The 14,365-nt window shown below is 65.1% G+C and carries 8 protein-coding genes and 3 pseudogenes; 4 read left to right on the top strand and 7 right to left on the bottom strand.

The window, feature by feature from the left end; all coding sequences use genetic code 11:
* Positions 1–478: 478 nt before the first annotated feature.
* Both ACN27D_RS01285 and ACN27D_RS01280 read left to right on the top strand, forming a co-directional pair.
* Positions 479–1,234: a DUF2637 domain-containing protein gene (locus ACN27D_RS01285; RefSeq protein WP_421498298.1), complete on the top strand. Its 756-nt coding sequence runs from the start codon at positions 479–481 to the stop codon at positions 1,232–1,234.
* Between the two features lie 1,012 nt (positions 1,235–2,246).
* Positions 2,247–2,393, top strand: a pseudogene (locus ACN27D_RS01280) (IS256 family transposase); the annotation flags it as partial.
* An 877-nt stretch (positions 2,394–3,270) separates the two neighbouring features.
* Here the strand turns inward: ACN27D_RS01280 and istB are convergent.
* The 4 genes and pseudogenes from istB to ACN27D_RS01260 form a co-directional block, all read right to left on the bottom strand.
* Positions 3,271–4,059, bottom strand: a complete 789-nt coding sequence (gene istB, locus ACN27D_RS01275) for an IS21-like element helper ATPase IstB (RefSeq protein ID WP_364816650.1) — start codon at positions 4,057–4,059, stop codon at positions 3,271–3,273.
* Positions 4,059–5,288 (bottom strand): IS21 family transposase, encoded by a 1,230-nt coding sequence (gene istA / locus ACN27D_RS01270; protein WP_252454809.1) that lies wholly within the window; start codon positions 5,286–5,288, stop codon positions 4,059–4,061. Before istA ends, istB begins: the two co-directional genes overlap by 1 nt.
* Positions 5,289–5,342: 54 nt before the next feature.
* Positions 5,343–6,366: pseudogene (locus ACN27D_RS01265) on the bottom strand (IS110 family transposase).
* A 1,800-nt stretch (positions 6,367–8,166) separates the two neighbouring features.
* Positions 8,167–8,409, bottom strand: coding sequence for a hypothetical protein (locus ACN27D_RS01260; protein ID WP_358178141.1), 243 nt, complete (start codon positions 8,407–8,409; stop codon positions 8,167–8,169).
* 658 nt (positions 8,410–9,067) lie between these two features.
* On the opposite strand from ACN27D_RS01260, the gene ACN27D_RS01255 reads away from it, so the two are divergent.
* Both ACN27D_RS01255 and ACN27D_RS01250 read left to right on the top strand, forming a co-directional pair.
* Positions 9,068–9,421: an STAS domain-containing protein gene (locus ACN27D_RS01255; protein ID WP_421498297.1), complete on the top strand. Its 354-nt coding sequence runs from the start codon at positions 9,068–9,070 to the stop codon at positions 9,419–9,421.
* Positions 9,422–10,215: 794 nt separating this feature from the next.
* Positions 10,216–10,671, top strand: a complete 456-nt coding sequence (locus ACN27D_RS01250; protein WP_421498296.1) for a hypothetical protein — start codon at positions 10,216–10,218, stop codon at positions 10,669–10,671.
* Positions 10,672–10,887: 216 nt separating this feature from the next.
* Here ACN27D_RS01250 and ACN27D_RS01245 read toward each other — a convergent pair whose 3' ends face one another.
* The 3 genes and pseudogenes from ACN27D_RS01245 to ACN27D_RS01235 form a co-directional block, all read right to left on the bottom strand.
* Positions 10,888–11,886 carry a TerC family protein gene (locus tag ACN27D_RS01245; RefSeq protein ID WP_421498295.1) on the bottom strand — a complete coding sequence of 333 codons (999 nt, stop codon included), beginning with the start codon at positions 11,884–11,886 and terminating at the stop codon, positions 10,888–10,890.
* Between the two features lie 938 nt (positions 11,887–12,824).
* Positions 12,825–13,603: pseudogene (locus tag ACN27D_RS01240) on the bottom strand (transposase family protein).
* Positions 13,604–13,663: 60 nt separating this feature from the next.
* Positions 13,664–14,104: a hypothetical protein gene (locus ACN27D_RS01235; protein WP_421498294.1), complete on the bottom strand. Its 441-nt coding sequence runs from the start codon at positions 14,102–14,104 to the stop codon at positions 13,664–13,666.
* Positions 14,105–14,365 lie beyond the last annotated feature (261 nt).

Below are 14,365 nucleotides of genomic sequence, written 5' to 3'. Positions count from 1 at the left end.
CTGGCGCGCCCTGTGACTCGCAGCCGGGAGGTGAACATGGCAGCACCCTCGCATGACCAGCTGAGATCCTCCGATAGGACCTTCCGATAGCCTCAGTCGATGGGCGCCGTTTTTCATCACGGACCAGAGAGAAGCTTCTCGGTTCCCGCAGTGATGTGCTGGGAGGGCGCGGTCGAGCGGGGACATGCGACCATGGAGATATCACCTGCCGAGGTGGGCGAAGCACGTAGCGATGAGAGGTCAGGGTGTCTGTCGTCGGCTGAGTGCACGCGCTCCGAGTGACTTGCGGTGACCGCACCGCGACTAGTCGCGTGCATATGGCCAAAGTGAGTCGCGTCAGGCGCCCGCATTCGGTAGAACGCTTGTGCGCCTCGCAGGTTCGGACCAGACTCGGCGATGGCTTGAGGCCGTCGATCCCGCGAGGTATCCACCCTCTCTGCCGAAGTAATGTCCTTGTTCATCGTTTAGGAGTTACCACATGACCGCCTCGACCGTGAACGTCGCACGCAATCCTCGCAATGTACGGGAGTTGCTACCAGCTGCTCGCGAGATCACCCAGGAGTTGGGTGGTCTCCCGAGCCGACATCGGTTAATGCGGACGTTTCGCATCGGGGCGCCTAAGGCTGACGAGTTGCTCAACCAGTTGGCCGAGGAGTGGAGGCGGGCGTCGGCGGTCGATGAGGATGGGCCACCAAAGCCCAACTATCAGGAATCGCCAGGAGGAACCTCGACCCAGCAGGTTGCCGAGGTGACCTCGGAAGCCGCGCACGCGCCCGTTCCTGCAAGGCCTCTGCAAGAGGCTGCTGAACGTCGTGCTCTTGCCGACGTTGACCTAGCGTCACTCAAGAAGATCCGTTGGAGTGTCCGAAGCGTTCTCGCGTTCGGCGTCGCGGCCAGCGTGGCCGGCAACGTCCTGCACGCTCGCGACGATCTCATCTCACAGCTTATTTCTGCCTGGTCCCCACTTGCCCTCCTGCTGACGCTGGAGCTTATCTCCCGGGTACCTGTGCATCGGCGCAGCCTGGGGCTTGCCCGCTGGGCGGCTACGGCGCTTATCGCGGCGATCGCCGCCTGGGTGTCATATTGGCATATGGCCGCCGTGGCCTCGCGCTTTGGAGAAACGAATGGGTCCCAGTACCTGCTCCCACTGTCGGTAGACGGTCTAGTCATCGTTGCTTCGATCTCCCTGGTGGAACTAGGTGAGCGCATCGCTGCTGTCACGAAGGAACGATGAATGCTGCCGAAACTGTCCCCTGGTCAGTTCTGGCGAGGCGCGTTTGGTGGGCGAACGTTGGCGGTGGATCGGCGCAACGACGGGCCCTGCTCAGTTGCTTTCTTTTCTGCACGTAAAGATGTAAGCGGTTATAAGATCAATCTATCTAAGCGATTCCGGCGCAAGGACTATCCGGCGGCGGTGCGCTGGGCAGCTAGACGTTTGGCCCATCAGGCATAACGGATCTATGCTACCTGTGCTAAGCGTTAAAGCATGTGTTTGTTGTCGGCTCCGGCGGTCCATCAGTGCTTCTTATCCCGGGAACGAATTTCAATGCGGGGATGTCGTTGCCGTTCGCTGCTGGCTAACTGAGAGGCATCGGATCGGTTTTCCGACCTGCCGCGAAGACCGGGCCTCAGGAGCAAGCGCCCCGGGCGGACTGCTCGGCTAACCTCCGCCCTGCTTTTGCAGCACCAAGGTGGACGGCGACACCGGTCCTTCCGCCAGCGCAAGTCTGCGTCGCCTCATGCTCTCCCCTGGCCACGAGCCGGGTGGCGTCCTTGTCGGTGGCATGACGTCAGTAGCACGGCATGTCCGCTCAATCGGGACCCCGGCCCGCGCGTCAACGGGTCACATCGCGGTTCCAGCACGCGTAATCGTGGACGTCACGACGTTTCTCTTCCGTTCCGTGTACTCGGCCCGGCGGTGAAGCGCAATCTGGGACTCGAACTTCGGGCCTTCGCGGACGCCGGTCACCTCCTCACCCAAGAAAGGCGAAGCCATGTGGCGGCGTCGGTGACGGAAGTTCTTGGCCAGGGCAAACTGATCACGTCTGCAGCGCTACTGCACAGCGGGTGCGCTCGGTAAAGCCCGAGGAGGTGCCGGAGCCAAGCTCCATGGCTTGACCCGGCATCAAGTACAGCGCCTGCTACTCCATCCTCACCTTGCCTTGTCTGCGCTAGTAGCAGGACCGGACTCGGGCTTGGCGTCGTCACCAGATCGAACCAATGCCGGGCGTGCTCGGGGAGCGCCACGCGAGGACCTCGTGATTTTCCCAACCGGCCGCGCCATCATCCGCCTCGTCGGCGCCGTCCTGGCCGAACAAACCGACGAATGGACCGAAGGACGCCGCTACATGGGCCTGGAACTACTGGCAAAAGCGCGACTCATCCCCGTCGAGCCGGACCAACACGATAGCGTCCGCGCTGGTGGGCGAGAGGCGGCCATCGCGCGGGTGGAGAACGGCGCCGGCTGGCTGGCGCTCCTCTTGTGGTCGCGAGCACACGTTCTTCAAAACCCCGGTCCTCGTCACGGGCCCGCATCGAGTCTGGATCCGAACTGCTCGATTAATCGCTCACACAGGTCATCGCGGACGGCGTAGCGTCCCACACCGCCGTGCGCAGCACCCGCTGCATCGCCGCGGATTACCGAGACCTGCCCGCTCCGCAGCGCCTGGCGGGTTTTCCATTCCGCGTCGGACAACAGCCCCGCTACCAGATGCCCAGCCTCCGCGTGGCTCGGCCCGCACGGATTGGCCACAGACACGCCACCCAGGACGGCCCGTTATGGGCGAGGCCTAGGGTGTGGCGCGCGCCGCCGAAGAGTCCTCGGATGTCTTCGCAAACCACCGGTGATCGACCGCGCTGGCCGTCGCTACACCACGCCACGATTAACGCCGAAGCCAAGCGACGTTGGGGTACGAGTCGACTTGACCGAGGCCCGGAGACGGCCTCATCATTTGGCTATCCACCAACAGGTGGGGTGTGCCATCAGCCCGGCGAGCGATCCCTGCTCCCGGGCTGTTGTGCGTCTGGGGCTGAGCTCCAAGGTGGCGCCCCACAGACGCCAGACGACGGCGGCGTGTGCCTAAGGCGTACCCCTCACCCGAGCCGTATCCGCTGCAGGACGGCCAATCTGTCTGGCATGTCCGGGCCGTCGGTCACTGCATCCAGGAGGCCTAACCTTCCGCGCTCACCCGGTCGGGGTTGTCAACGCCGGCTGAACTTTGACCCCTCTGTTCCGGCCGAATTTTGACCCCTTCGCTGGTTTGTTGATGTTCAGTCGTTGGTCTTGGTTGCTGCGGGGACGCGGCCGAGGTCGCGGTCTTTGAGGCGGTAGCTGTCGCCCTTCATCGAGATGACCTCGGCGTGGTGGACGAGGCGGTCGATCATGGCGGCGGCCACCACGTCGTCGCCGAAGACCTCGCCCCAGCGGCCGAAGGGCTTGTTGCTGGTGACGATCAGCGAGGCTCGTTCGTAGCGGTTAGACACCAGCTGGAAGAACAGGTTCGCGGCTTCGGCTTCGAAGGGGATGTAGCCGACCTCGTCGACGATCAGCAGCGGGATCCGGCCGAGCTTGACCAGTTCGTCCTGCAGGCGGCCGGCGTGGTGGGCGTCAGCGAGGCGGGACACCCACTGGGCGGCGGTGGCGAACGCGACCCGGTATCCGGCCTGGCAGGCCCGGATCCCCAGGCCGATGGACAGGTGCGTCTTGCCGGTGCCGGGCGGACCCAAGAAGACGACGTTCTCCTTCGACGCCACGAAGTCGAGGGTTCCCAGGTGAGCGATCGCTTCCCGCTTCAAGGACCGTTGGTGCTCGAAGTCGAACTCCTCCAGGCTCTTGCGGGCCGGGAACCTCGCGGCCCGGATGCGTCCTTCACCGCCGTGGGCTTCGCGGGCGGCGACTTCACGTTGCAGGCAGGCGGCGAGAAACTCCTCATGCGTCCACGACTCGGCCCGGGCCCGCTCCGCCAGGCGTTCGACGGAGGCAGCGAGGGACGGCGCCTTCAGGGCGCGGGTGAGGAACGCGATCTCGGATGCGACGTTGCGGCTGGTCTTGGCGGCCATCACGCAGCCACCTCAACGTCGAGGCCGAACAGGCGGTCGTAGTCGCTCAACGGCCGGCGTTCGACCTGAGCGTCAACGGCGGTCGTCGGGGTGCGTTGGGCAGCGACGCGCAGGTCGGCGGCGGCTTGCCGGTGGGCGGGGTCGGTGATGCTCTGGTGCTTGGCCCAGCAGCGGTCGTGCCGGGCCACTGTCCGGCCGTTGCAGGACACCGTCACCTGGTCGCAGTCGGCGGTAACCTCGACCCGCCGGCCGACCACTGATGGGTGCACCGAGTAGTCGTTGCCGTCCAAGCGGACGTAGTGATCGCGGGGAAGGCGGGTGGTCTGCCGCCAGCCGACCACCGGCGCAACCGGTGGCAGTGGCAGCATGGCGGCCCGGTCGGCGTCCCACCGGTCCAGCGGGCGGCAGCCCAGCATCCGGTGTTGGCGGTTGTTCGCCCGCACCAGCCAGTCGGTGAGCTGGGCGTTGAAGTCACCCGGTGAGGCGAAGCGGCGTCCGGGCAGGAACGAGGTCTCCAGATAGCCGTTGGCCCGCTCGACCAGGCCCTTGGCTTCCGGGTCCGCCGGCCGGCACTGGATCACCTTGATGCCGAGGGTGCCGCGGAAGGCGTTCATCGCCTCGGTCAACTGCGGCCTGCCGGCCCGCCACTGACCGACGGCGGACTCGTTGTCCCACACCAACGCCTTGGGCACCCGTCCCCAGCCGGAGATCAGCGTCCAGTGCCCGGCCAGCAGGTCCGGCGACTGCCTGGTCGGGATCATCACCGCTGACAGCCACCGCGAATACCCGGACACCATCACCAGCACCGGTGGCCGGCCGACCTGCCCGAAGCCCAACGGCACGTCCGCCGGCGGGAACCACAGATCACACTGCGCAAGCTCTCCCGGCAGATACTCCGTCCGCTGCGCCGGATCCGGGCGGCGGAACAACGGCCGCAGCTGCTGCACCCGATCGGCGAACACCGTCTTGCCGCGGGTCCACCCGACCCGCTCCATGATCACCGTCGTTGGCATATCCGGGAACTCCGCCAACAACGCCCTGATCTGCGGCTCGACCGCGTCCACGATCGAGCCCTTCGCCGCCCGCTGATAGCGAGGCGGCTCATGACTGGCCAAGGCCTTACGCACCGTGTTCCGCGAGACCCCCAGCCGACGGCAGATGGCCTTGATCGCCATCCGCTCCGCTCGGTGCAACCGACGGATCTCCGCCCAGTCCTCCACGCTCAGCACCTCCCGATGCTTCCGGAAGGGGTCAAAATTCAGCCGGAACCACGGGGTCAGTTTTCAGGCGGAGCCGACAGGGGTGTCCCTATGGGTTTGGTCTGGCGGGGATGGGGCTTGGGGGCGTTGTTGGTAGGGGATTTTGTCGCGGAGCATGGCGTGTAGGGCCTCGCAGCAGCGTCGGGTGCGTGGGTGTCCGCCGCGGATGCTGCTGCCGGAGTGCGGGTGACGGGGCCAGTCTGGCGTAGGCGGCGAGGTGGCCGGGTGGGGAATGCGGTGCCGTCGCGGATTCGAGCAGGAACCGGGCGGCGGTCACGGCGCCGAGCCGGGCATCGAGGTCAGGGCCGGGCGAGAGGGTGTGAGCATCAAGGATCTGCTCGACCTCGCCGGCGACCTGGACGCGTTGTCGCAGGACGTCGTGGAGGCGTTCGGCGAGGGCGGGGCAACATCGTGTCTCCGCCGCGGTGGTGCCGGGGGGCGGTGGCGGTCTGCTCGTCGGGGCGGTCATGATCTGGGCGGCGAGCCGTCCACCCATGCGCCGTGCGTGGACGGCGGCGGACAGCAGTCTGCGGTGGCCGGCCTTCAGAGGCCGGCCGGTCCGCCGCAGCGGGACCGCAGCTCCAACACGGCTTTCTGGTGCACTTCCGGGCCGAGGACTCGTTCCGGGGCGGGATGGATCTGGGTGAGCAGGCCACGGATGCGGTTGGACACGTCGGCGAGGTCGTCGTCGAACCCGACGAGGACTCCAGTTCGGGCAGGGTCGGCCCGGCGCAGCGTGTGGGGCAGGGTGCGGCGGTGTCGGCGATGATGCGGGGTGCAGGTCCGTGATGCGCCGCATCGCCAGGCCGGGCAGGTAGGCCGCCTGATGCCCCCGCCGCCCGCGCCACCGCGACCGGCGGGGCGCCGATCGAGGTCGGTTGGTCGACCACCACCAGCACCCGTCCCTGGCAGGCCAGCTTGTCGAACAACTGCCGCAGTCGCCCTCAGTATTCGGCAAGGCCGCGTCGTGTAGCCGTCTACCTTCCGGAGCCAGCTCGATCGTGTGGTGGCCCTCTGTGCCGACGTCCAAGCCGAGGTAGAGGCCAATATTCGTGGCGTACCAGACTCGCCTTCACGCATCGTCCCGTGGTGTCGGCCGCTGGTCTGAGCGTCGCACTGCCGGCAGCCATGGTACGAAGAGATCTACCCCACGGGCGGCCGTGCCCCTATCAAAGGTCCACCGACGCCACCCCGACCGGCGACAACGCCCCCGGATCATCGCAACGACAGGGAAAGGAAGTCATACCGGACCGACCGAGGTCCCGGCCGGGAACAATCAAAAGGCAACTAGGGCAGCGGAGTTAGTGTCAGCCCTGACACGGCTCTTCACACGACCACGATCGGACGAATATGTCGGTGTCAGCCCCGTGGTCTATCGGCGTGTCGGGGCGATACGGCTAAGGGGTGGGAGAGGCAGAAGCGCAGAAGCCTGCGATGTAAAAACGTCTCCATCTCCAGCTTGTGCCAAGGTCTACGGCTTCGGCAAGATGATGCCGAGTGGCTGGCAGTCACGCGGACCGTGGGCTCAGGTGAAAGACGGCAGACCTTGTCTGAAGTCTCCCTCTTGTAAATCACGGGCCTCGCCGCATCGGTCCTCAGTTAGGTTGATGCGACGAGGCCACTGTGCGAAGAGCGGCGGATGCCCGGCCTGTAGGCCGGGCATCCGCCGACCTCGGGGGCGCATCTCACCGGCGACAGCTACCCCGCCCCCGGGGCCCTCCTCCATTGACGGACGAGGCCTACCCATCTTGCACCCCCATCGCGGCTTCACCAACAGGAGCTCCATACCATTCGACTATAGGCTCGGTTTTGGTCCGCGTGTCTGCCATCTATGTGATCGTAGATGCCGAGCAATCTGCGCGGGGGCTGCTAGAGCCGTGCGCCCAGAACATGCGAACAACGTTGGGAAAGCGCGTCGGATCTGTGCTGCAGAGCCACACTAAGAAACACTCGATTTCTGCCTTCCGTAGCCGGCAGCTTCGGTGCGCTGGCAAGCACTATCTGAGTAATAATGCGGATTTGGTGGTAGCTCTGGCGCCGGCGGTAGGGCATTTCGCCGGTTCTCATCGATGCAAAGAGTTGTTTCGGCGTATTCATTGACCGGCCGTTAACCGTGATGGTGGGCGCGCCGATAAGAACGTCGCCCACTCCCGACGCCGTCGGATGAAGTTCTTCCGGATGGGTGGCCTGGGTCTGAGCTGACCCAGGCCACCCTACGGGCCTGGGGGCCATATCAGGATAACGTTTCCTCTGCCTGACCGCATGCTCCTATGGCGATCCGATATACAGATACGTAGGGTAGCTATCAAAATGTGTAGCTGGCTGTTCGACAAGTCCATGTAGCCGGCACGTCCGCACAAGTGCAGTGACTGCCGCTGAGCTTTCGTCAACTGGACGGGGGCTCGGTCTGGAATAATCATCTCATCGCGCGAATGGAGGTGCTAGAAACGTGGATGAATAGGCCTTGCGCCGCCGCTCGCAATGCGCTTGGGGAGACCTCCTCATTTCGCTGCACCAGATCTCCCTCAGCCCGTCGTCGGCTGCCGTGTCCACGTGGGCCTCAGCCGCGCGTTCCGCCTTCAGCTACCTGATCCGGCCGGAGGCGTGAGCTCTCACCCATGCGCTGCGCTCGGTCCTCGAGCCGCTCTCGGTGCCGTCGTAACCAAGGCCGCGTAGGAATTTGGGCGGGAGCAGCAGAGTTGGTTCAGATCTCACCGCATTCTCGTACCTGGAAGCCGGCGGTATCAATTAGTGGCCTATGACTGTGGGCTTCCGCCCCGATGAAATTTTTGCATCGCCTATGTACCTCATGGATCCCCTGCGGGCGGTGGGATAACCGCTGCAGGGTCTAGTCGAGGTCCACCGCTGCTTCCGTGACGACCCAGTTCCCATTCCGTTCCTTGGTCAGGTCGCACCGGTATTCTCCCCGTGTCACGATACCGAAACCATTCTGGGCATCCAGCTTGCCGGCGATGTTGTAGCGGGTGCCGAATTCGCCGCCTGTGCTTTTGACAGTGGCGTCGCCATACCTGGCTGTTGAGGGTGAGCGCAGCTTGTCTTCAATCGCCGCTTGGCAGCGTTCCACTGCCATGTCCCGGTCATGAGACATCAACGTGAAGGCCGTTCCGCCTGCGCCCGTCAGGACTACGGCAGTCGCCATCACATTCCACTTCCACCTTCGACGGCTTTGTGGACGCCCGATGGCGAGGGCGTCAGGCGGCTTCGGAACTACTGCGTGCTGCTCGTGCGAAGACGGCGCGTCGCGTTCGTCCGGCGGATCAGGAGTGGTCAACGGGCCCCCGTGAGTGCGGTTGAGGGTGGTGCTCGAGTAGAACGTTTCTGGGCGCTAAGCGCTGCCGCTGTAAGAGCCAACCGTAGCCGTGGACGCCTCCGGGAGGGCCATATTCAACAGGAACGCCCCCTCGGTCAGGAGGGGGCGTTCCTGCATCTACCGATAGAGACTATCGATGATTGGGCCTAAGCCCGTTGGGGGGGATAGCGGCCTGTGCCGGTGCGACGACCAGGCCGCTGCAGCGGCCCCTGGCTGGGGCCTCATTGAGGTTAGCCGGGACAAACGGGCCGCGGAAAGGCGCTATCCCCAGATGGTATGAGCTGCCCTCTGTAGCTGAGATGATCACTCCACGCGATCAGTGCTGCCCATGGCGCTGCTCATGCTGGTAGGAAGATGGCGGTTGGCGCTGGCCTATTCGTTAGGCTCGGTCTATCGGCCGGGAGGGATCCTAGGAGGCGTGTTGAAGATCGCGCGACGGGTCGAGGGCAACATCGTGCGGCTCACACTCGTGGGGGAGCTTGACATGGCCACCGTCGAAATGCTGGAGGCTGCCGTCGATGATGGCCTCACCGAGTACCGTCCTCACCTGTTGATCATTGATCTCGCCGGGTTGGTTTTCTGCGACTCCAGCGGCATCCGTGCGCTCCTGGATGCGTGCCGCGCCGCAAACTACAGAGGGGCCACTTTCCGGGCGACAAATGCCTGTGGCATGACGCGCCGGGTACTCCAGGTCACCGGAGTGCTCGATATCCTGACTGCTGAGTCAAGGAACGGATGTACTGGCCCCGGCAGTGACTGGAAGCGCGTGTAGCCACTCGTTGTCCAACGTCAGCGACTCAGGAGCTGCGGTGGCTCGACGCGGTGGTGAATGCCGCTGCCCATCTCCCGCCCGCTTGACCCTGGGGGATCGAGGGGGGGCGTTGCCGCACTGCGGCGTCGTCGCGCTTGCTGGCGGACTTGATGGGCGTCCTGCCGCCGCCAGCGATTGTGATCACGACCGGGCGGCATGTCGTGGATCCGGTCGAGGCGCCACGGCCGCCGGCGCCAGCACGAGTGATAGACGCGGTAGCGCGCCCTGGCTGAAGCCGTGCGCCATCGGTGATTTGGCGCCGAACGCGTGCTGCTCGCCGCTAGGACAGGGGATTGGTCCTGTCCGTAAGCCCTCGCCGCGCGACACGGCGTCGCGCTCGTAACAGGCCGCCACCGGCGACGTTCTGTTGGAGGGACGGCGTTGCAGGCCTCCTGCGCGAGACGAATGACTACCGTAGACCGTAGGCCTCGGGTACGCCCGCCAACCACTGGCGGCCCCTACCGGCTGAGTGGGTGATCCGTCGCACGGCAGCTGATCATGGTGCGCGTAGCGCTAGCTGTCTCGGTGGCCGACAGCAGGTTGTTCGGAGCCACCCGGCGAGCATCTAGCATCTTCCGTGGTCCGACGAAAGGCTAACTTTTTGCTGCTGCCCGCGCCCAGGTACGTGATGATAGTAAGTTCGGATTACCGCCGGATGAGGCCGTGATACTTTGCGGCCGAAGCGACTGTTTGGTCGTGTGCTGGGGCAGCGAGAGCTCGTCCAGGAGAATTAGGGGGTAGTTATGATTGGGCCCGTGCAGGTTTTGCTGATTGGTTTCGAGGGCGACGAGGTTCCCCTTGGAATTGGAAAGAAATTAAAGGAACTGCGGGCCAATGATCAGATACGGGTGCTCGACGTGCTTACCGTCCTGATGCGACGGAACCGTACCATCGAACGGCAGTCCGGCGCGGACCTTCTGCCAGCCGCTCACTCCGGAGAACTGCTGGACAGGCTATTACGTGAATCTAGCGCATCGGCAGTGATGGGAGAGAGCACCTCCGGTGGGAAAGGCTACCTTTTCGAGGGAGACGACATTCCCCAGCTACGTGACTCGATGCGAGCAGGAACGGGCGTGGTCGCACTTCTTCTCGAACATCGCTGGGCTATACCCCTGCGAGACGCCGTCGTGAACTCCGAGGCGTTCCCTGTCAGGGATGGGTGGGTCGGTCGTAGGGCACTGCAGCGACTGGAACTCATCGCGGAACGGTAGACCGTCCACCAGGAGCATTGTGGTCGGCCTCCCGAAGCCACACGGAGCCGACGCGGGTCAGGAGCTTCGCAGCGGTCACGTGTCGGCTACCGTGCAGGGGAGAGTGTCCGGATTTCTGCCGACCGGACGGCCACCCTCGTCGGCGCCCACCGCGTCTGACCCCCGACACGCCGCGGGGCGCCCCCGGGATGGGAGCGCCCCGACGGTACGGGTGGGTCAGCGACGTGCCTGGGCCAGTTCCCGGCGCCGGTCCCGCGACGACTTCGCCAGGCTGGCGGCCGTGGCCACGGCCAGGGTGCCGAGGATGACCGTCAGCGAGAGCCAGATCGGGATGTGCGGGGCCCACGCCACGTGCTCGCCGCCGTTGATGAACGGCAGGCTGTTCTCGGCCAGCGCCTCCAGCACCAGCTTCACGCCGATGAAGCCGAGCACCACGGCGAGCCCGTAGCTGAGGTAGATGAGCCGGTCCAGCAGACCGCCGAGCAGGAAGTAGAGCTGCCGCAGCCCCATCAGCGCGAACACGTTGGCGGTGAAGACCAGGTACGGCTCCTGGGTGATGCCGAAGATCGCCGGGATCGAGTCCAGCGCGAAGATCAGGTCGGTGGTGCCGATCGCGATCATCACGATCAGCATCGGGGTGAACAGGCGCCGCCCGTGCTCGTGGGTGGTCATCCGCGCCCCGTCGTAGTCGCGGGACAGCGGCAGCGCCTTGCGGCTCCACCGGATCAGCAGGTTCTCGCTGAACTCGCCCTCGTCCGGCTCGCCCTGCCGGGCCAGGTTCACCGCGGTGTAGATGAGGAACGCGCCGAAGATGTAGAACACCCAGGAGAACTGGGAGATCAGCGCCGCGCCGGCCGCGATGAACCCACCCCGCATGATCAGCGCCAGGATGATGCCGACGAGCAGCACCTTCTGCTGGTACTGCCGGGGCACCCCGAACCGGGCCATGATGATCACGAAGACGAAGAGGTTGTCCACCGAGAGGCTGTACTCGGTGAGCCAGCCGGTGTAGAACTCCCCTGCCACGCGCCCACCCGCGGTCAGCCAGAGCACCACGCCGAAGAGCAGCGCCAGGCCGACGTAGAAGCCCACCCACAGGCTGGACTCGCGGACGCTCGGCTCGTGCGGCCGCCGGCCGATGATGAACAGGTCGGCGAGCAGGACCGCGATCATCGCGATCAGCGTTACCGCCCACACCAATGCGGACACGTTCAAATCCATCCTCCGGCAGACACGCAGCGTCAGTGCACGGGTAGCCTGAAGGCAGATGCGCAGACGCTCACTCGGGTGACTGTCGGAGGTCTCTTCCGCCGCCTTCCGCAACTAGGGATGGCGACCGGCGGAGCCGGGTCGGAACGCCTGTGGTGTCGGCGCCCTTCCGTGCTGACGACTCCGCTGTTGGGGAATACTCCCCTCCTCGAGCACCATTATGTGCGACGGAATCGGATAAGCAAGAGCCGGGGATCGGCTTTCTGACCACTGCTGGGGCGCTGGCCGACTCAGCGTTGGCGCCGGCGCTGCGGCACCGCCACCCTGGCCCAGCTGACTCCACAGCGTTCGCCGACGACGTGGGCGAACAAAACCTTTGCGGCGCAGCGCCGGTTGCGGGCGGCTAAGGGCGGCAACCCCTACATAGTCCATCAGTGTGTCTGGCTACCACGTCAACCTGGCGCTTTGCCGGCCCGCGTCGACATAGCCCCGTGAGAAAGACAGGGCCTGCGGCCTCCAGAGGCGGCTCGTAACTCCTTGATGTCGACTCGATGGCATCAGTCGATGCCAGGGGAGCGACTGCTACGCGGGACTGATCAGAGGCTTTGTTGCCAGAGCAAGGTTGTCTCGCGGCTCCGCCGCCACAAGCGGCATGTCATCCAGCTATAGCTTTCGCATGCAGGTGACATCATCACCTACCGTCACTCGACGGTTGTACAGTTCTTGGCGCGACTCCGCGCCTTTGGCGGTCGTGTGCAGCCAGATGCCTGCTGGATACTGTCGCTCGACGCGCGGCGCGAGTGGAGTGCGCACGAGCTTGTCAGGTTCTTACCAACGCTCGGTGTGCTCGCCGCTGCGCTAGCAGCGTTTAGCGATTCGCCCAAATCCCGTCTAGAGGACGTCTCGTAACTCGGTGGAGGCGTTGCCGGGCGCCGGTGCTGGTGTCACCCGGCGAGGATGATGTTGTGGAGGTGGGCGATGCCGGAGGCGGTGTCGGTCAATGTGTGGGCGGCGTGGCGGTAGTCGCGCAGGATCTTGAAGGTCTTCATGCGGGCGAGGGTGTGTTCTACCTGCGTGCGGACGGTGCGGTGTTCCTTGTTCAGGTCCGCCTTCCACGCGGGTAGCTCGTTGCCGTCGGCGGGTTTGCGGTACGGGATGATCACGTCGGGGTTGGCGCGGTAGGCGCCGTCGGCCATGACCGGCCGCCCGTCGAGTTTCTGCTGGATGCCGCTGGTGCGGTAGACGATGGTGTCGTTGCGGTTGCCGGGTTGCGGGTCGCCGAGGGCGACGACGAGGCGGGTGTGGGCGTCGATGGCGACCTGCAGATTGGTGCTGTAGCGGTAGTTCTTGCTCGGGGCGGCCAGGCGGTGGTCCCGGGTCGGGGTGAGGGTGCCGTCGACGATGGTGATCTGGTCGACCCGACGTCGGCGTCCCGGTGCCAGAGCGAGCAGGGGGCCGAGGGTGTCGATGACCCGGTGGGCGGCGGAGTGCGACACCCCGAACAGTGGGCCGATCTGGCGCATCGTCAGGTCGTGCGCCAGTACGCCGCGACCAACAACACCCGGTCGGCGAGGTCGAGAGACCACTGCCGGCCAGGACGACCGTCAGCGATTGCGTCACCGCCACGTTCGGCGACCAGCCGGACCAGCCTGCGGAACTGGGCGGGCTGCAGCCCGGTGAACAGGAAGATCCACTCCTGGCGAGCCGCCGAGATCACCTGCACCTCGACATGATCCACCATGGACCGGTCACCGAGTTACGAGACGTCCCTTAGCCAGTTCGATCACGCAAACGATTGGTGTGGCGTCATCGCGCTGGCCTTAAATGATACCGCTGACAAGAGGGCGCTATGGCTTGTGTCGTTACCGCCCTGAGCAGTGGCTTTGCCGTCTTGTCCTCCGACCATCGGCCGTGAAGCTGGAGTCGGCGCGGGGTTGGCTTTCTTGTCAACAATCACGCGATGACCCGATCCGTGAGCGCCGTCGACGCCCGGCGAGGCTGCCAGGGAGGTAGGGACACTCGTTAGATCGGTCGACGGGACACTCGGCGGCGGGTGATCGCGTTTGTTGTCGGTCAGGTACATGGCTGCGGCAATGGCCAGCAAGATCGCGGCCAAGGCGTAGAGACCCGGCACGAGCGGGTTGAGGTCGTGGTGCGGATTCGAGGTGAAGCCGGAATTGTCGGGTGCGTAAGGCCACTGCCTGGATTGTTCCTGCTTAGCCATCCTGGTCCTCACTGGTTGATTTAACTGATCGGGCAAGCAGGCTACTGCCGCGCGTGGCGCATCAGTCATCGAACCTTGCGATAGCCTGCGGGCGTCCGAGGGAGGGCGGATGGTAGTGATCGTGCCGGCGCGAGGTTGAACCTGCGTTGCCGCAGTTGGCCGTGCCGATGGTGGCGTTGCACCCGCCTCGCCGGAACCGCACTGCTCGACTTCGAACCGTGGGCACCTGGAGGTCCGGCAGTGATCGTTCTGTTGCGGCTG

Origin of the sequence: Micromonospora sp. WMMD1274 (assembly GCF_049179035.1) — a bacterium.
Classification (GTDB): Bacteria; Actinomycetota; Actinomycetes; order Mycobacteriales; family Micromonosporaceae; genus Micromonospora; species Micromonospora tulbaghiae.
Note: the sequence above shows the minus strand (reverse complement) of the source record. Positions and strands in the feature narration are given on the sequence as shown.